Below are 17,869 nucleotides of genomic sequence, written 5' to 3' on the forward strand. Positions count from 1 at the left end.
GGCGGGGGCGCTAGCGCCGGTCCGTCGCCGCGGGCGCGCGGCATGCCGTACCCGCGTCCGCCTCACGCCGAGTGAGGACACGTCCGAGAGAGCGAGGCTTCCGATGACTTCGATGCACACCCGCGGCCGGCGCACCCCGGGCGCTGCCGTGCAGAGTTCGGCGGTGTCCGACGCCGCCCACGTCGGCGACATCGTCGGCGCGTTCGGCCGCATCCGGCGCGGCGCCGACGGGGCCGCGGGCGGGCGCTGGCGCCAGCTGCGGACGTTGGCGGTCATCACCGGTCCCGGACTGATCGTGATGGTCGGCGACAACGACGCCGGCGGGGTCGCGACCTACGCGCAGGCCGGCCAGAACTACGGGATGGGCCTGCTGTGGACGCTGGTCTTGCTGATCCCGGTGCTCTACGTGAACCAGGAAATGGTGCTGCGGCTGGGCGCGGTCGCCCGGGTGGGGCACGCGCGGTTGATCTTCGAGCGGTTCGGCAGGTTCTGGGGCGCCTTCAGCGTCGGTGATCTGCTGATCCTCAACGCGCTGACGATCGTCACCGAATTCATCGGTGTGGCACTGGCTCTCGGCTTCCTGGGTTGCCCGAAGATCGTCGCCGTCCCGGCCGCCGCGGCGCTGCTGTTCGCCGTCGTGGCCGGCGGCTCGTTCCGCCGCTGGGAGCGGTTGATGTTCCTGCTGATCGCGGTGAACGTGCTGATCTTCCCGATGGTCCTGTTGGTGCATCCGGCCCCGAAAACGACTGTGGCCGGGTTGATCCCGCAGTTCCCGGGCGGGCTCAACTCGACCGTGCTGCTGCTGGTGGTCGCGATCGTGGGCACCACCGTCGCGCCGTGGCAGCTGTTCTTCCAGCAGTCCAACGTGGTGGACAAGCGCATCACCGCGCGCTGGATCCCTTACGGGCGAGCCGATTTGGTGATCGGGATCGTGGTGGTCATGGTCGGGGCGACGGCGCTGATGGCGGTGACGGCGTTCGGATTGGCCGGGACCGCCGCTGCCGGCCACTTCACCGACGCCGGGGCGGTGGCCGCCGGGCTGTCGGCGCACCTGGGCCGCACGGTCGGGGTGTTGTTCGCGATCATCCTGCTGGACGCCTCGCTGATCGGCGCCAACGCCGTCGGACTGGCGACCTCCTACGCGGTCGGTGACGCCATGGGCAAGCGGCACTCGTTGCACTGGAAGATCACCGAGGCGCCGCTGTTCTACGGCGGCTACGCGGTGCTGCTCGCGGCGTCGGCCGCGGTCTCCTTCAGCCCGGACCACATCCTGGGCCTGGTGACCCAGGGCGTGCAGGCGCTGGCCGGCGTGCTGCTGCCCTCGGCGACCGTCTTCCTGGTGTTGCTGTGCAACGACCGGGCGGTGCTGGGGCCGTGGGTGAACACGGTGCGGCAGAACATCGCCGCGTGGACCATCGTGTGGTGCCTGGTGCTGTTGTCGCTGGCGCTGACGGCGACAACGTTCTTCCCCGATCTGTCCACCGGCACCATCGAAGCCGGGCTGGCGGCCGGTGCCGTGCTCGGCGTCGTCGCCGGTGCGGTGATGATCGTCGTGGGCCGGCGCCAGCGCGACCTCGCCGAGGCCGAGGCCATCGTGCGTACGCTGGGCGGCGGCCTGGATCCCGAGCAGGTCGATGAGCTCGACGACGCGTCGTCGCTGACCCGCGCCGAGCGGCGGGCCGTGCGCCGGCAGGACCGGGAGAACTGGCAAACCCCCAGCCTGGCCCTGCTCGACCGGCCGGCGATGTCGCCGATGCGCCGGGCGGGGCTGTTCACCCTGCGGGGCTACCTGGTGGTGGCCGTGGTGTTCGTCATCATCAAGCTCGTGCAGGCCGGCGTGGTCGGCCCGGCCGCCTCACTGTGAATCACTGTGAATCAGTGGGCAGCAGAACGATTTTCCCGTGGGTGTGCCGCTGCTCGAGTTCGGCGAACGCGTCGGCGACCCGATCCAGCGGATAGGTCGCGGCGATGTCGAACTCGAGGGCGCCGGAGACGATCAGATCGGCCATCTCGGCCAGCACTTCCGGGGTCGACGCCTCGGCGCTGCCTTCGGTCTTGGCGCCCACTTCCGCGGCCTTCTCGAAGGAGATGATCGTGTCGATCCGCTCCGGTGGCACACCGAGGTCCACGGCGAGCTGCACGTACTGCGGGCCGAAAAGGTCGATGAACGCGTCGATTCCGTCCGGCGCCGCCTCGCGCAGCCGATCGGCCAGACCGTCCCCGTAGGCGATCGGGACGACACCGTGCGCGCGCAGCCAGTCCGCATTGCCCGGGCCGGCGATGCCGAGCACCCGCGCCTTGCGCAGCACCAGCAGCTGCGTCACCAGGCTGCCCACCCCGCCCGCGGCCGCCGACACCGCGACCGTCTCACCCGGTTGCGGCGCCACCGCACGCACCGCGGCGTAGGCCGTCACACCCACCACATACAGCGAACCCGCCACTTCCCAACTCAGTTCGGGCGGCTTGCGGATCAACTGCCCCACCGGGACGGCGGTGTGGGTGGCATGGCTGGACCGGCGCAGACTGAACCCCAAAACCTCGTCGCCGACCGCGAATTCGGTCACCCCCGGCCCCACCTCCGTGACCACGCCGGCCAGGTCGCTGCCCTCACCGGAGGGGAAGGTGGCCGGGAACCTCTCGTGCAACGCCCCGACCCGGATGGCGGCCTCCCCGGGATTGATCCCGGCGGCGCGCACCTCGACGACCACCTCGCCCGGCCCGGGCGCGGGCATCTCGATGTCGGCGACATACAACACCTCGCGTCCGCCGTACCGGTCGAACCGAACCGCGCGCGCCGCTGCAGCCGTCATGCCGTTCCCCTCCCCGTCGGATGCCCGCCCCCGCCAGCATAGGCGCGCGGCGGCACTACCCACCGGCCGAGAATTGGGCATATGTTCATAACAGCTGCCCGATGCCCACCGGCGTTTCGCCGGCGGCGCCGGGGCGGTGGTGAACCTCGTTGGGGGAAGGAAGCTGCGTGCAGGCCGCTCGGATCGGCATCGCCGGCTGCGCTGCGGTCGTCATCGCGGCCGCCGGTTGCGGAGGCGGCGGCAAGGGCTCGTCGCCGGGCTCCGGTTCGCCCACGCCGTCGAGCAGTTCGGGCGCCGTCACCGGCCCGCCGCCGGGACAACCCAGCGACTACGGCTACCTGCTGATCAAGCCGAGCGACGTCGGCGGAGGTCTGAGCGCTCCCCAGTCACCGATGCTCAACCCCAACAACGCCCCAGGGGCCGCGCAGCTTTTCGCCAACGCCGACAGCAGCCGGCGGCTGTGGGACACCATCGTGATCGCCGCCGACGCCCCGGCCGCCACCGCCGAACTGGCCGCCACCAAGAGCAGTTACGCCGGCAAGGTGAACGGCGACTGGCGCCCGGTTGCCGTCGGCGCCAACGGGACAACGATTTCGGGCGGCTCCTCGGACAACACCCAGGCGATGACGGTGCTGTTGTTCACCGAGGGCAGGGCCCTGGTCACCCTGGAATTCGACAGCGCGCCCAACGACCCGATCGACCCGGCCGTCGCGGTCGACATCGCCCGCAAGCAGGACGCCGCGATCAGGACCGGGCTGCCCGGCTAGCCGCGAAAGACCGCCGGGGCCAATGTGTTTCGGTGACGGCAACGGATGCTGCGAGTCGGCGGAGCCGAAACCGGCGGCGGCCGTTGCCATCTGACGATGGCCGGTCGCCGGTCAGGCCACGACCTGGATGGGGTCGCCGACGTTGACCTCGTTGAAGTACCACGCGGCGTTATCGGGGCTCAGGTTGATGCATCCATGGCTGACGTTCGCGTAGCCCTGCGAGTCGACCGACCACGGCGCCGAATGCACGTACACCCCGCTCCAGGTGACCCGAACCGCGTACTGGGCGGTGATCTTGTAGCCCTCCGGCGAGCTGAGCGGGATGCCGATGGTGCGCGAGTCCATCACCACCGAACGCTGCTTTTCCAGCGCGGTGAAGTTACCGATCGGGGTGGGCCGGCTGGGTTTGCCCATCGACGCCGGCATGGTGCGCAGCACCTCGCCGTTGCGGCTCACGGTGAAGGTGTGTTTGGAGATGCTGGCAACGCCCAGCAGCGCGTCGCCGGTGTCGAAACCGGTGGTCAGCGCCTGCACGCCGACCGAAACGTGGCCGTGCGCGGGCCAATACCGGTTCGGGACGAACCGGACGACCGTGTTGTCGTCGGCCCACTCGAAATGCCCGCGGACACCGGCCGGCGACACCACGTGAATCGACCGCTCGACGGCGGCCCGGTCGGCCGCCGGTGCGGTGAACGTCACGACGATCGGGTGGGCCACACCCACCACGGCCCCGTTGGCGGGCAAAATCGAGGCGATGCCGGGGACTGGCTGGGGCAACGGCACCGAAGCGCCGCCGCGGCCGACCGGCGCTACCAGGGCCATGACCGTGATCGCGACCATAACAAATAGATAACGACCCGCTCGACGCATAGCGTCCACCCTTCGAGATGGTGCGATCAACACACCGATATTCTACTTGTTGTCCGCCGACCACCGGTTTCAGCAAACAATGACAGTTCGGTTCGGTCGGCGCGGTCGCGTTCCGATCACCGGTTGGGTGCAATCGCGGCGAGGAGTGGGCATGGCTGGTGAGGATCACTACACGCGTCCCTGCGCGGACTCGGCGGCGCTGGTGCTGATCGACGTGCAACGCGATTTCTACGCCGACGACGCCCCGATGCGAGTCGAGGGAACGAGTGCGGCGCTCGGCGCAATGGCCGAGCTGGCCCGCGCCTTCCGGCGCCGCGAGCTGCCGATCGTGCACGTGGTGCGCCTGTACCGGGCCGACGGGTCGAACGCCGACCCGGTGCGGCGCCGCTTTATCGAGGACGGCGCCCGCGTGGCGGAGCCGGGCAGCCCCGGCTCACAGATCACGCCCGAGCTGTTGCCGAAAGCCGTTGAGCTGGACCACCAATTGCTGCTCTCCGGTGGCTTCCAGCAGATCGGGCCGGCCGAGCACGTGATGTACAAGCCGCGCTGGGGAGCCTTCTACGGCACCAAGCTCGAGCAGCATCTGCGCGAAAGCGGCACGGACACATTGGTTTTCGCGGGCTGCAATTTCCCCAACTGTCCCCGCACGTCGATCTACGAGGCGTCCGAACGCGACTTTCGCATCGTGCTGGTGACCGACGCCATCTCGGGTTTGTACGACCGCGGCGCCCAGGAATGCCGGGCCATCGGGGTGGCGGTGCGCGACACCGCGCAGACGCTGGATTGGCTCGGCGGGTAGCCGCGGGTTAGCCTCGGCGAGATCGCAAGGCCGAGCCCGACCACGACAGGAGTGCGGGTGCTGTTCCGTCAGCTGGAGTACTTCGTGGCGGTGGCCTCCGAGCGGCACTTCGCCCGGGCCGCCGAGAAGTGCTTCGTGTCCCAGCCGGCGCTGTCCGCCGCGATCGCCAAGCTGGAAAAGGAGCTGAACGTCACGCTGATCAATCGTGGCCACAGTTTCGAGGGCCTCACCCCCGAGGGTGAGCGATTGGTGGTGTGGGCCAGGCGGATTCTCGCCGAGCACGACGCGTTCAAGGCCGAGGTCGACGCCGTTCGGTCGGGGGTCACCGGGACGCTTCGGCTGGGCACCGTGCCGACCGCGTCCACCACCGCGTCCCTGCTGCTGTCCGCGTTCTGCTCCGCGCACCCGTTGGTGAAGGTGCAGATCCTGTCCCGGCTCTCGGCCGGCGAGCTGTACCGGCGGTTGCGCGAGTTCGAACTCGACGCTGCCATCGCCCATACCGCGCCCGACGACATCCCCGACGTGAACCTGGTGCCGGTCTACCGCGAGCGTTATGTGTTGCTGGCACCGGCGGACCTGCTTGCATCCGGCGCCGCCACCATGACCTGGGTGCAGGCCGCCCAGTTGCCGCTGGCCCTGCTCACCCCGGACATGCGGGACCGCCAGATCATCGACCGGGCGTTCGCCGACCACGGCATCACGCTGCACCCGCAGGTCGAAACCGACTCCGTGGCTTCGCTGTTCGCGCAGGCGTCGGCGGGTAGTTGGGCGTCCATCGTGCCGCACACCTGGCTGTGGGCATCGCCGCTGGGCCCCGGCATCCGGGCGGTGGAGTTGGTCGATCCGGTGCTCACCGCCGACGTGGTGCTGGCCATCAAGTCGCACGGCCCCGGCTCGCCGATCGCGCGGGCGCTGGCCGCGTCCGCCGGCCGGCTGCAGCTGAACGACTTCTTCGACGCGCAGCTGCTGGGCGTCACGCGCCGGCGCTGACCGCGGCCGGCGACGCCGCGCTGGCCGGGTTCCGGTTGGCCAGGTGGCCGCTTTCCATCCCGGCGGTCGGATCGAGCTCGCAGTCGATCAGCGACGGCCCGCCGGAGCCGATCGCCTCCGTCAGCGCCGCCCGCAGTTCGGCCGCCGTGCTGACGTGATATCCCTTGCCGCCGAACGCCTCCGCGATCAGCTCGTGGCGGGCCCGGGCGCTGAGCACGGTGGGCGCCGGGTCATCCCCGTGCGGGGCCTCGTCGCCGCGGTAGACACCGCCGTTGTTGAGGATGACGACGGTCACCGGCAGGCGGTAGCGGCAGATGGTCTCGATCTCCATCCCGCTGAAGCCGAACGCGCTGTCGCCCTCGATCGCGACCACCGGCCGACCGGTCTCGACCGCGGCGCCGATGGCGAAGCCCATGCCGATGCCCATCACGCCCCAGGTTCCGGTGTCGAGCCGGTGCCGAGGCAGTTCCATGTCGACGACGTTGCGGGCCAGGTCGAGCGCGTTGGCCCCCTCGTTGACCACGTAGACGTCGCGGTTGTCTTGCAGCACAGCGCGAATCGCGCCCAGGGCGTTGTAGAACCGCATCGGGTGCGGGTCCTCGGCGAGGCGCTCGCGCATCTTGGCGTCGTTGTGGGCCCGGCGCTCGGCCAGTTCCTCGGTCCACCGCGCCGGTACGGTGATCGGCCGGGCGGCCAGCGCGTCGCACAGCGCGGACATCACCGAGCCGATGTCGCCGGCCAGCGGCGCGGCGATCTGCTGGTTGCTGTCGAACTCCGACGGCTCGATGTCGACCTGGACGAACTTGACGCCGGCCGACCATTGCGGCGATTCCCCGTGTCCCAGAAGCCAATTCAGCCGGGCGCCGACCAACAGCACCGCGTCGGCGCGCCCGATGGCCAGCGAGCGCGCGGCCGCGACGGACTGTGGGTGCGCGTCCGGTATCAGCCCCTTGGCCATCGACATCGGCAGGAACGGAATCCCGGTGCACTCGACGAATCGCCGAATCTCGTTGTCGGCCTGGGCGTATGCCGCGCCCTTGCCCAGCACGATCAACGGCCGCCGGGCGTTGGTGAGCACGTCCAGCGCGCGATCGAGCGCCTCGGGCGCGGGCAGCTGGCGGGGGGCGGGGTCGACGACCCGCCACAGCGTGCCGGCGGCGGCCGAAGCGTCCATGGCCTGGCCCAGGACGTCGCCGGGGATGTCCAGGAAGACACCGCCGGGGCGGCCGGAGACCGCCGTCCGCACGGCGCGCGCGACGCCGCGGCCGATGTCGTCGACGCGGTTGATCCGGTACGCCGCCTTCGCGAAAGGCCTTGCGGCGTCCAGCTGGTCGAGGTCCTGGTAATCGCCGCGGCGCAGATCGACCAGCGCCCGATCGCTCGAGCCGGAGATCTGGATCATCGGGAAGCAGTTCGTCGTGGCGTTCGCCAGCGCGGGCAGGGCGTTGAGGAAGCCGGGTCCCGACGTGGTCAGGCACACGCCGGGACGACGGGTGAGGAATCCCGCGGCTGCCGCCGCGTTGCCGGCCGAGGCCTCCTGCCGAAAGCCGAGGTAGCGGATGCCCGACGCCTGCGCGACGCGGGCCAGGTCGGTGATCGGAATGCCGACGATGCCGTAGATGGTCGCGACATCGTTGGCCCGCAGCGCCTGCACCACCAGATGGAAGCCGTCGATCAGCCGTGCGGATTCCGGCGCCGGGCCGGCGGATGCCGAGGTTGCGGACATGTGGCGACTCCTGCCGTGCGGGTGTGGATACTGCCCAGCCATCACAATGACCCCGCCGACCGTCAGGTGTCCAAGTCGAACGCGCTATCCGGCCATTCACGACGTTTATCGCGGCAGGTCAGCGCCGGGACGGCCGGGGTCGATAATTGGAGCTTATCGATCGTGAGCGGATCGGTATTGGACGCAGCGCAACGGCGCCCGGCATGGTGGCAGCGACGGCACAACGGGAAAGGATGTGGCGATGACGTCCGAGGCGACACCGAGCGCGACGGCCGCCGGACCGCGGCTGGCCGACCTGGTCGAGGCGGCCGCGCAGCGGGCGCCGCGGGCGCCGGCGCTGCTGGTCGCCTCCGGGCGCACCCCGATCGCCTATGCGGATCTGGTCCGGCTCGTCGATGACCTGGCCGCCCGGCTGCGGGCCGCCGGTTTGGGGCCGGGCGACCGGGTCGGGCTGCGCGCCGGCAGCAACCCCGAATTCGTGGTCGCGCTGCTGGCCGCGTCGCGGGCGGATCTCGTTGTGGCGCCGCTGGATCCGGCCCTGCCCGCCGCCGACCAGCTGTCCCGCAGCCGGTCGGTGGGCGCTCGGGCGGTGCTCGTCGACCGGCTCGGCGAGGGCCAGACGGCACCCGAGAGCGCCCCCTGCTGGCCGGTCACCGTCACGGTCGGGCCCGACGACGGCGCCCCGACGGTCGACCTGACCGTCACCGCGGCGCCCACACACGACGTGACCGCGCCGCAGGGCCTGCGCGACGACGACGCCATGATCATGTTCACCGGGGGAACCACCGGGGCACCGAAAATGGTGCCCTGGACCCGGCACAACATCGCCGCCTCGATCCGGTCTATTGTCGCCGGATACGGGCTGGGGCCGCGGGATGCGACGGTGGCGGTGATGCCGCTCTACCACGGGCACGGTCTGCTGGCCGCGCTGCTGGCCACCCTGGCATCCGGGGGAGCGGTGTTGTTGCCCGCGCGCGGAAAGTTCTCGGCGCACACCTTCTGGGACGACATCTCCGCCGTCGGCGCCACCTGGTACACGGCCGTCCCGACCATCCATCAGATCCTGCTGGAGCGTGCCCGCACCGAAGCGCCGCGCGGCACCCACGCGCTGCGGTTCATCCGCAGCTGCAGCGCGCCGCTGACGGCCGAGACCGCGCAGGCGCTGCAGGACACCTTCGGTGCGCCCGTGGTGTGCGCCTTCGGGATGACCGAGGCCACCCACCAGGTGTCCACCACCGCCATCGACGGCGCCGTGCACAGCGAAAACCCCGGCGCCACACCGGGTCTCGTCGGCCGGTCGACCGGCCCGGACATCCGGATCGCCGGGCCGGACGGGCAACCGCTGCCCGCCGACACCGTCGGCGAGGTCTGGCTGCGCGGCGCCACCGTGGTGCGCGGCTACCTCGGCGATCCGGCGATCACCGCCGCCAACTTCACCGACGGGTGGCTGCACACCGGCGACCTGGGCACCCTGTCGGCCGCCGGCGACCTGGTCATCCGCGGCCGGATCAAGGAACTGATCAACCGGGGCGGGGAGAAGATCTCGCCGGAACGGGTCGAGGGTGTGCTGGCCGGCCACCCCGACGTGCTGGAGGCGGCCGTGTTCGGCCGGCCGGACCAGCTGTACGGCGAAACGGTGGCCGCGGTGATCGTCACCCGCGGCTCGGCGGCGCCGACGGCCGACGAGCTGGCGTCGTTCTGCCGGGAACGGCTGGCGCCCTTCGAGGTGCCGGCCGAGTTCCGGCGGGCCGCCGAGCTGCCGCACACCGCGAAGGGCTCGCTGGACCGCCGCGCGGTGGCCGAACAATTCGGCGAAAGCGCTTGACCGGCAGTGTGATTCGGGTCAGACCGCGGCGGTGGCCACTCGGGCGGCCGCGGATTCCGGCATCGGCTCGTAGCGGGCGAACGACCGGGTGAACGAGGCCGCGCCGTGCGCCAGCGACCGCAGGTCGATGGCGTAGCGGGTCAGCTCCACCTGCGGCACCTCGGCCTTGACCACGGTGCGCTCGTGACCGGCGGTGTCGGTGCCGAGCACGCGGCCGCGCCGGCCGGACAGATCGCCCATCACCGCACCGACGAAATCGTCGGGCACCAGCACCGAAATCTCGTCGATGGGCTCGAGCAACACCACCTTGGTGGCCGCGGCCGCCTCCCGCAGCGCCAGCGCGCCCGCCATCTGGAACGCGAAGTCCGACGAGTCGACGCTGTGCGCCTTGCCGTCGAGCAGGGTGACGCGAATGTCGACCACCGGGTAACCCGCGTGCACACCCTTTTCCATCTGGGCGCGCACCCCCTTCTCCACGCTCGGAATGAACTGCCGCGGCACCGCCCCGCCGACCACCTTGTCGACGAACTCGAACCCGGAGCCTTCCGGCAGCGGCTCCACCTCGATGTCGCACACCGCGTACTGGCCGTGGCCGCCGGACTGTTTGACGTGCCGGCCGTGCCCTTTGGCCTTGCCCGCGAACGTCTCTCGCAGCGGGATCCGCAGCTCCACGGTGTCCACCGTGACGCCGTACCGGTTGGCCAGCGCGTCCAGCACGACACCGGCGTGCGATTCGCCCATGCACCACAGCACGATCTGGTGGGTCTCCTGGTTCTGCTCGATCCGCAGCGTCGGATCCTCGGCGGCCAGCCGGCCCAGCCCCACCGACAGCTTGTCCTCGTCGGTCTTGGCGTGCGCGGCGATCGCGACCGGCAGCAGCGGCTCGGGCATGGTCCAGGGCTTGAGCACCAGCGGCTCGGACTTGTCCGACAGCGTGTCGCCGGTTTCGGCCCGGCTCAGCTTGCCGATCGCGCAGATGTCACCGGCCACCACGGCCGAGGCCGGGCGTTGCTGCTTGCCCAGCGGGAAGGACAGCACCCCGATGCGCTCGTCCTCGTCGTGATCGGGGTGGGCATGGCCGTTCCCGTTGCCGGTGCCGAAGAACGACGCAAAATGGCCTGACACGTGAACCGTCGCGTCGGGCCTGATGGTCCCGGAGAACACCCGGACCAGGCTGACCCTGCCCACGTAGGGGTCCGACGTCGTCTTCACCACCTCGGCGAGCAACGGGCCGTCGGGGTCGCAGGCCAGCCCGGCGCGCGGCGCGCCGACCTGGGTGAAGACCTCCGGCAGCGGGTGTTCCATCGGCGACGGGAAGCCGCGGGTGGCGACCTCCAGCAGCTCGCACGTGCCGACGCCGGTGCTGCTGCAGACCGGGATCACCGGGAAGAACGACCCGCGGGCGACGGCCCGCTCCAGGTCGGCGATGAGCACCGTTTCGTCGATGGACTCCCCACCCAGGTACCGCTCCATCAGCGACTCGTCCTCGGACTCCTCGATGATCCCCTCGATCAGGGTGCCGCGAGCGGCCTCGATCTGCGCGGCGTCGGCGGGATCCGGCGGCCGCACAGCGCGTTTGCCGTCGGCGTAGGCGTAGCGCCGCTGCGACAACAGGCCGATCAGGCCGGTGCAGGCCGGCAGACCGGTGGGCAGGTACAGCGGTAAAACCTTGTCGCCGAACGCGTTCTGCGCGGCGGCCAGCGCCTCGGCGTAGTTGGCGCGGGCGTGGTCGAGCTTGGTGATCAGCACCGCGCGGGGCATGCCCACCTGGTTGCATTCCTGCCACAACAGTTTGGTGGGCTCGTCGACACCCTCGTTGGCCGCGATCACGAACAGCGCGCAGTCGGCGGCCCGCAGCCCGGCGCGCAGCTCGCCGACGAAGTCGGCGTATCCGGGTGTGTCGACCAGGTTGACCTTGACGCCGTCGTGCGACAGGGACGCCACGGCGACCCCCACCGACCGTTGCTGGCGGATCTCGGCCTCGTCGTAGTCGCAGACCGTGCTGCCGTCGGCGACCGAGCCGGGGCGGTTCAACACCCCGGCGGCGACCAGCAGCGCTTCGACCAGAGTGGTTTTGCCGCCGCCCGACGGTCCCACCAGCACGACGTTGCGAATCTCGCCCGGACTCTTGGCGGTAGGAGCGTTTCCCGCGCCTTGGGAAGTAGTTGTCTTGTCCGCCATGACTTTCCTCCAGGTCGCCCGGGGCGCACCGTTGCCGGCCCGGCTAGCACCTTTCTAGCTACCCTTCACCGAACTTCCGTCGACCACAAGACCGTCGGGCCGGATCAGCGTTTTCGGGCCGATCCGCCCGCGCGGCGCCGGCGCCTCAGGGCGCCCAGCCGGACCACCGCCGCACCGCGATCGCGATCACCGGACCGTCCAACGGAACCGATTGGTACTGAGGGTATTTCGCGCGCAGCAGCCGGTAGCCGGTCTCCAGGGCCGCCCCGTCGCGGTGGATGGTGGCCAGACCGTCGGCGCGCACCCACCACAGCCGGGTCCAATCGTCGGCGTAGTGGTCGGCCAGCAGGCTCACCTGCGGGTTGGCGTCGATGTTGGCCAGCCGCCGCAGCCGCCGCGTGGTCTTGGGTTTGGCGTCGACGGCCGTGTACACCACGTCCGGGTCGGCGTCATGGTCCGCGTCGGGGCCTTGCGCGAGGGCGAAGACGACCGGCACCAGGTGGGGCTGCCCGCCCGGGGAGACGCTGGCCAACCGGGCTACCGAGGCCCGGCCGAACCTCGCCCTGGCGTCGAATTCGCCCACCAGATCAGGGTAGGGCGCGCGGCAGCAAACGGCGGTAAGCCTATGAGCCGGCTGAGAACCTGGCACATGCCGTGCATAGCTACCTGCATTACGGTTATATACACAAAATTGTGCCGCCAGGATCCTCAGGCCGGGACAGTTTGGTGTTTACCGCGACGCAGGAGGGTGACGGGATGAGCAAATCGCACCACCGCTCGGTCTGGTGGTCATGGTTGGTCGGTGTGCTGACCGTGGTCGGGCTGGGCCTCGGTCTGGGGTCCGGCGTGGGGCTGGCGCCGGCGTCCGCGGCACCGTCGGGCCTGGCGCTGGACCGGTTCGCCGATCGCCCCCTGGCGCCGATCGACCCGTCGGCCATGGTCGGTCAGGTGGGGCCGCAAGTGGTCAACATCGACACCAAGTTCGGCTACAACAACGCGGTGGGCGCCGGTACCGGCATCGTGATCGACCCGAACGGCGTGGTGCTCACCAACAACCACGTCATCTCGGGCGCCACCGAAATCAGCGCGTTCGACGTCGGCAACGGGCAGACCTACGCCGTCGACGTGGTCGGCTATGACCGCACCCAGGACATCGCCGTGCTGCAGCTGCGCGGCGCGACCGGCCTGCCCACCGCCACCATCGGCGGCGAGGCCACGGTGGGCGAGCCCATCGTCGCGCTCGGCAACGTCGGCGGCCAGGGCGGCACCCCCAACGCGGTGGCCGGCAAGGTCGTCGCGCTCAACCAGAGCGTCTCGGCGACCGACACGCTGACCGGCGCGCAGGAGAACCTCGGCGGCCTGATCCAGGCCGACGCGCCGATCAAGCCGGGCGACTCCGGTGGCCCGATGGTGAACAGCGCCGGGCAGGTGATCGGCGTGGACACCGCCGCCACCGACAGCTACAAGATGTCCGGCGGGCAGGGCTTCGCCATCCCGATCGGCCGCGCCATGGCCGTCGCCAACCAGATCCGCTCCGGCGCCGGCTCCAACACCGTGCACATCGGGCCCACCGCATTCCTCGGGCTGGGCGTGACGGACAACAACGGCAACGGCGCGCGGGTGCAGCGGGTGGTCAACACCGGCCCGGCCGCGGCCGCGGGCATCGCGCCCGGCGACGTCATCACCGGCGTCGACACCGTCCCGATCAACGGGGCGACGTCGATGACCGAGGTGCTCGTCCCGCACCATCCCGGTGACACCATCGCGGTGCACTTCCGGTCCGTCGACGGCGGCGAGCGCACCGCGAACATCACCCTGGCGGAGGGGCCGCCGGCCTGACATCCGCGCCGGTGAGAGCGGGTCGGTGGCCAATTCGCTTGGCACCGGGCGTGATTCGTCGCGGCCGGGCGAGGGGGGTTCCGAAACTCGCACTCAGGGTACCCGTGGCATCGTGGATTCGATGAACGACGCAAGAGAAGCTGTCGAACACCATCCCGAGGAAGGCAGTCACGTCCAGGACGGTGTCGTCGAGCACCCCGAGGCCGAGGACTTCGACAACGCCGCCGCGCTGCCCACCGACCCGACGTGGTTCAAGCACGCCGTGTTCTACGAGGTGCTGGTCCGCGCGTTCTTCGACGCCAACGCCGACGGCGCCGGCGACCTGCGCGGTCTGCTGGCGCAGCTGGACTACCTGCAGTGGCTGGGCATCGACTGCATCTGGCTGCCCCCGTTCTACGACTCGCCGCTGCGCGACGGCGGTTACGACATCCGGGATTTCTACAAGGTGCTGCCGGAGTTCGGCACGGTCGAGGATTTCGTGGCGCTGCTCAACGCCGCCCACGAGCGGGGCATCCGGGTGATCACCGACCTGGTGATGAATCACACATCGGAGTCGCACCCCTGGTTCCAGGAGTCCCGGCACGACCCCGACGGACCGTACGGCGACTTCTACGTGTGGAGCGACACCAGCGACCGCTACGCCGACGCCCGCATCATCTTCGTCGACACCGAGGAGTCCAACTGGACGTTCGACCCGGTGCGCCGCCAGTTCTACTGGCACCGGTTCTTCTCCCACCAGCCCGACCTGAACTACGACAACCCGGCCGTGCAGGAAGCCATGATCGACGTGATCCGGTTCTGGCTCGGGCTGGGAATCGACGGGTTCCGGCTGGACGCGGTGCCCTACCTGTTCGAGCGGGAGGGCACCAACTGCGAGAACCTGCCGGAGACGCACGCCTTCCTCAAGCGGGTCCGCAAGGTCGTCGACGACGAGTTCCCGGGCCGGGTGTTGCTGGCCGAGGCCAACCAGTGGCCGGCCGACGTGGTCGAGTATTTCGGCGACCCCAGCACCGGCGGCGACGAATGCCACATGGCGTTCCACTTCCCGCTGATGCCGCGCATCTTCATGGCCGTGCGCCGCGAGTCGCGATTCCCGATCTCGGAGATCCTGGCCCAGACGCCGCAGATCCCCGAGATGGCGCAGTGGGGGATCTTCCTGCGCAACCACGACGAGTTGACGCTGGAGATGGTCACCGACGAAGAGCGCGACTACATGTACGCCGAGTACGCCAAGGATCCGCGGATGAAGGCCAACGTCGGCATCCGCCGCCGGCTGGCGCCGCTGCTGGACAACGACCGCAACCAGATCGAGCTGTTCACCGCCCTGCTGCTGTCCCTGCCCGGCTCGCCGGTGCTCTACTACGGCGACGAGATCGGCATGGGCGACGTGATCTGGCTGGGGGATCGCGACGGGGTGCGCACGCCGATGCAGTGGACGCCGGACCGCAACGCCGGCTTCTCCAAGGCCAACCCCGGCCGGCTGTATCTGCCACCCAGCCAGGACCCGGTGTACGGCTACCAGGCGGTCAACGTGGAGGCGCAGCGCGACACCTCGACGTCGCTGCTCAACTTCACCCGCACCATGCTGGCCGTGCGGCGCCGGCACGAGGCCTTCGCGATCGGCACGTTCGAGGAGCTCGGCGGGTCCAACCCGTCGGTGCTGGCGTTCGTGCGGCAGGTGTCCAACGACGGGGACACCGTGCTGTGCGTCAACAACCTGTCGCGGTTCCCGCAGCCGATCGAGCTGAATCTGCAGCACTGGAGCGGGTGCATCCCGGTCGAGCTGACCGGGCACGTGGAGTTCCCCCGCATCGGGCACCTGCCCTACCTGCTGACCCTGCCGGGGCACGGTTTCTATTGGTTCCAGCTGACCGCATGCGAGGAGGACACATGACTCGCGCCGCGACGGTACACAGCGTTAGGTATGAGAAGGAGCGGCGCAGATGACCGAACCCGCCAAGCTGCCGTGGTCCGATTGGCTTCCGCAGCAACGTTGGTACGCCGGCCGCAACCGCCGGCTGACCGGCGCCGAACCGAGCGTGATCGTCGGGTTGCGCGACGATCTGGACCTGGTGCTGGTCGACGCCGACTACGCCGACGGCTCACGGGACCGCTACCAGGTCCTGGTGCGCTGGGATGCCGCACCGGTCTCCGAGTACAGCACCGTGGCCACCATCGGCGCCGCCGACGACCGGACCGGCTTCGACGCGTTGTACGACGACGAGGCGCCGCAGTTTTTGCTCTCCCTGATCGACTCGTCGGCGGTGCGCCGCGCGTCCGGGGCCGAGGTGAGATTCGCCAAGGAGCCCGACGCCCAGCTGCCGCTCGAGGCGATGGCGCACGTGTCGGACGCCGAGCAGTCCAACACCAGCGTGATCTTCGACCGCGACGCCATCTTCAAGGTGTTCCGCCGGGTCAGCAGCGGTATCAACCCCGACATCGAGCTGAACCGGGTGCTCGGCCGCGCCGGCAACCCGCACGTCGCCCGGCTGTTGGGCACCTACGAGATGGCGGGTGCGGACGGCACCCCCGAGACGGCCTGGCCGCTGGGCATGGTGACCGAGTTCGCCGCCAACGCCGCGGAGGGCTGGGCGATGGCCACCGCCAGCGTTCGCGACCTGTTCGCCGAGGGCGATCTGTATGCGCACGAGGTCGGCGGCGACTTCGCCGGTGAGTCCTACCGCCTGGGCGAGGCGGTGGCGTCCGTGCACGCCACCCTGGCCGAGACGCTGGGCACCTCGCAAGCCGCGTTCCCGGTGGACAACGTGCTGGCGCGGCTCTCCTCGACCGCGGCCCTGGTGCCCGAGCTGACCGAGTACGCGGCCACCATCGAGGAGCGGTTCGCCAAGCTGGCCACCGAGACCATCACCGTGCAGCGGGTGCACGGCGACCTGCACCTGGGCCAGGTGCTGCGCACCCCGGAGAGCTGGCTGCTCATCGACTTCGAGGGCGAACCGGGCCAGCCGCTCGAGGAACGCCGCGCGCCCGACTCACCGCTGCGCGACGTGGCCGGCGTGCTGCGGTCGTTCGAGTACGCCGCCTACGGGCCGCTGGTGGAGCAGGGCTCGCAAAACACGGACAAGCAGCTGGCGGCCCGGGCCCGGGAATGGGTGGAGCGCAACCGCACCGCGTTCTGTGACGGCTATGCGGCCGCCTCCGGCATCGACCCGCGCGATTCGGCGCCGCTGCTGGCCGCCTACGAATTGGACAAGGCGGTCTACGAGGCCGGGTACGAGGCGCGGCACCGGCCCGGCTGGCTGCCGATCCCGCTGCGCTCCATCGCCCGGTTGACCGCGGCCTGACCCGCGCGCCCTGCGCGCGCCGGCACCGTCTGGAAGCATGTGCGTGTGCCGAGTGAGATCAACAACAGCGAAACCAGGTTGTCGTGGGTGCTGGCGGTGCTGGCCGGGGTGCTGGGAGCCACCGCCTTCACGCACTCCGCCGGCTACTTCGTGACCTTCATGACCGGCAACGCCCAGCGCGCGATGCTCGGCTACTTCCGCGGCGACGTGGTGTTGTCGGTGACGGCGGGGGTGCTGATCGTGTGCTTCGTCGCCGGCGTGGTGATCGCCTCGGTGTGCCGACGGCATTTCTGGGTGGACCACCCGCACGGCCCCACCGTGCTGACGACGTTCAGCCTGGTGGCGGCCACCCTGGTGGACGTCATCGACGAGGGCTGGGAGGAGAACCTGCTCGACTTCGCGCCGATCATGTTGGTGACGTTCGGCATCGGCGCGTTGAACACGTCGTTCGTCAAGGACGGCGAGGTGTCGGTTCCGCTGAGCTACGTGACCGGAACCCTGGTCAAGATGGGGCAGGGCATCGAACGCCACATCGCCGGTGGGACGGCGGCGGACTGGCTGGGCTATTTTCTGCTGTTCGCCAGCTTCGTGGTGGGGGCCACCGTCGGCGGCTTCATCAGTCTGTTCGTCAACGGCACGTCGATGTTGGTGGCGGCCACCGTGATGTGCGCGTTGACCACCGGCTACACCTATTTCCATTCCGATCGCCGGGCGCTGCTCGACGAGGCGTGAGACAAAGCAGCGGCAGTAGCGCTGACCG

General features: G+C 70.2%; 14 protein-coding genes. 9 read left to right on the plus strand and 5 right to left on the minus strand.

Annotated elements, in window-relative coordinates:
• Positions 1–103: 103 nt before the first annotated feature.
• Positions 104–1,864, plus strand: a complete 1,761-nt coding sequence (locus tag MAA44156_RS22465) for an NRAMP family divalent metal transporter (protein ID WP_029248658.1) — start codon at positions 104–106, stop codon at positions 1,862–1,864.
• A gap of 1 nt (position 1,865) precedes the next feature.
• On the opposite strand, the gene MAA44156_RS22470 is transcribed toward MAA44156_RS22465, so the two are convergent.
• Entirely contained in the window at positions 1,866–2,810 is a 945-nt protein-coding gene (locus tag MAA44156_RS22470; protein ID WP_009979836.1) for an NADP-dependent oxidoreductase, read from the minus strand.
• 167 nt (positions 2,811–2,977) lie between these two features.
• Between MAA44156_RS22470 and MAA44156_RS22475 the strand changes: the two genes are divergently transcribed.
• Complete coding sequence (locus tag MAA44156_RS22475) at positions 2,978–3,577, plus strand: hypothetical protein (RefSeq protein WP_009979835.1); 600 nt, start codon at positions 2,978–2,980, stop codon at positions 3,575–3,577.
• Between the two features lie 111 nt (positions 3,578–3,688).
• On the opposite strand, the gene MAA44156_RS22480 is transcribed toward MAA44156_RS22475, so the two are convergent.
• Positions 3,689–4,447: a L,D-transpeptidase gene (locus MAA44156_RS22480; protein WP_009979832.1), complete on the minus strand. Its 759-nt coding sequence runs from the start codon at positions 4,445–4,447 to the stop codon at positions 3,689–3,691.
• A gap of 46 nt (positions 4,448–4,493) precedes the next feature.
• Between MAA44156_RS22480 and MAA44156_RS22485 the strand changes: the two genes are divergently transcribed.
• The gene (locus MAA44156_RS22485; RefSeq protein ID WP_023879476.1) at positions 4,494–5,246 is read left to right on the plus strand and encodes a cysteine hydrolase family protein; all 753 of its coding nucleotides are present in this window, start codon (positions 4,494–4,496) and stop codon (positions 5,244–5,246) included.
• Between the two features lie 57 nt (positions 5,247–5,303).
• Positions 5,304–6,236, plus strand: a complete 933-nt coding sequence (locus tag MAA44156_RS22490) for a LysR family transcriptional regulator (RefSeq protein WP_009979830.1) — start codon at positions 5,304–5,306, stop codon at positions 6,234–6,236.
• Here MAA44156_RS22490 and oxc read toward each other — a convergent pair.
• Positions 6,220–7,962, minus strand: coding sequence for an oxalyl-CoA decarboxylase (gene oxc, locus MAA44156_RS22495; protein WP_009979829.1), 1,743 nt, complete (start codon positions 7,960–7,962; stop codon positions 6,220–6,222). The two genes, MAA44156_RS22490 and oxc, sit on opposite strands and share 17 nt — an antisense overlap.
• Before the next feature lie 241 nt (positions 7,963–8,203).
• On the opposite strand from oxc, the gene MAA44156_RS22500 reads away from it, so the two are divergent.
• Positions 8,204–9,787 carry a FadD7 family fatty acid--CoA ligase gene (locus MAA44156_RS22500; RefSeq protein WP_029248656.1) on the plus strand — a complete coding sequence of 528 codons (1,584 nt, stop codon included), beginning with the start codon at positions 8,204–8,206 and terminating at the stop codon, positions 9,785–9,787.
• Between the two features lie 18 nt (positions 9,788–9,805).
• On the opposite strand, the gene MAA44156_RS22505 is transcribed toward MAA44156_RS22500, so the two are convergent.
• Positions 9,806–11,968 carry an elongation factor G-like protein EF-G2 gene (locus MAA44156_RS22505; RefSeq protein WP_023879471.1) on the minus strand — a complete coding sequence of 721 codons (2,163 nt, stop codon included), beginning with the start codon at positions 11,966–11,968 and terminating at the stop codon, positions 9,806–9,808.
• 145 nt (positions 11,969–12,113) lie between these two features.
• Entirely contained in the window at positions 12,114–12,551 is a 438-nt protein-coding gene (locus tag MAA44156_RS22510) for a TIGR03668 family PPOX class F420-dependent oxidoreductase (RefSeq protein WP_009979826.1), read from the minus strand.
• Positions 12,552–12,724: 173 nt separating this feature from the next.
• Between MAA44156_RS22510 and MAA44156_RS22515 the strand changes: the two genes are divergently transcribed.
• The 4 genes from MAA44156_RS22515 to MAA44156_RS22530 all read left to right on the plus strand — a co-directional run bounded on the left by MAA44156_RS22515 (position 12,725) and on the right by MAA44156_RS22530 (position 17,841).
• Positions 12,725–13,807, plus strand: a complete 1,083-nt coding sequence (locus MAA44156_RS22515) for a S1C family serine protease (RefSeq protein WP_009979825.1) — start codon at positions 12,725–12,727, stop codon at positions 13,805–13,807.
• Between the two features lie 121 nt (positions 13,808–13,928).
• A complete protein-coding gene (gene treS, locus MAA44156_RS22520) occupies positions 13,929–15,701 on the plus strand; it encodes a maltose alpha-D-glucosyltransferase (protein ID WP_003874243.1) in 1,773 nt (590 codons plus the stop codon).
• Between the two features lie 49 nt (positions 15,702–15,750).
• On the plus strand, positions 15,751–17,109 hold the full coding sequence (locus tag MAA44156_RS22525; RefSeq protein WP_009979824.1) for a maltokinase N-terminal cap-like domain-containing protein: 1,359 nt from the start codon (positions 15,751–15,753) through the stop codon (positions 17,107–17,109).
• A gap of 45 nt (positions 17,110–17,154) precedes the next feature.
• Positions 17,155–17,841 carry a YoaK family protein gene (locus MAA44156_RS22530; RefSeq protein ID WP_009979823.1) on the plus strand — a complete coding sequence of 229 codons (687 nt, stop codon included), beginning with the start codon at positions 17,155–17,157 and terminating at the stop codon, positions 17,839–17,841.
• The last annotated feature ends 28 nt before the right edge of the window (positions 17,842–17,869 follow it).

Source organism: Mycobacterium avium subsp. avium (genome assembly GCF_009741445.1).
Classification (GTDB): Bacteria; Actinomycetota; Actinomycetes; order Mycobacteriales; family Mycobacteriaceae; genus Mycobacterium; species Mycobacterium avium.

Excerpts from the sequence above, each read along its gene's own strand:
- oxc (WP_009979829.1), bottom strand. The coding sequence starts at position 7,962 with ATGTCCGCAACCTCGGCATCCGCCGGCCCGGCGCCGGAATCCGCACGG.
- MAA44156_RS22480 (WP_009979832.1), bottom strand. The coding sequence starts at position 4,447 with ATGCGTCGAGCGGGTCGTTATCTATTTGTTATGGTCGCGATCACGGTC.
- MAA44156_RS22505 (WP_023879471.1), bottom strand. The coding sequence starts at position 11,968 with ATGGCGGACAAGACAACTACTTCCCAAGGCGCGGGAAACGCTCCTACC.
- MAA44156_RS22465 (WP_029248658.1), top strand. The coding sequence starts at position 104 with ATGACTTCGATGCACACCCGCGGCCGGCGCACCCCGGGCGCTGCCGTG.
- MAA44156_RS22515 (WP_009979825.1), top strand. The coding sequence starts at position 12,725 with ATGAGCAAATCGCACCACCGCTCGGTCTGGTGGTCATGGTTGGTCGGT.
- MAA44156_RS22525 (WP_009979824.1), top strand. The coding sequence starts at position 15,751 with ATGACCGAACCCGCCAAGCTGCCGTGGTCCGATTGGCTTCCGCAGCAA.
- treS (WP_003874243.1), top strand. The coding sequence starts at position 13,929 with ATGAACGACGCAAGAGAAGCTGTCGAACACCATCCCGAGGAAGGCAGT.
- MAA44156_RS22470 (WP_009979836.1), bottom strand. The coding sequence starts at position 2,810 with ATGACGGCTGCAGCGGCGCGCGCGGTTCGGTTCGACCGGTACGGCGGA.
- MAA44156_RS22500 (WP_029248656.1), top strand. The coding sequence starts at position 8,204 with ATGACGTCCGAGGCGACACCGAGCGCGACGGCCGCCGGACCGCGGCTG.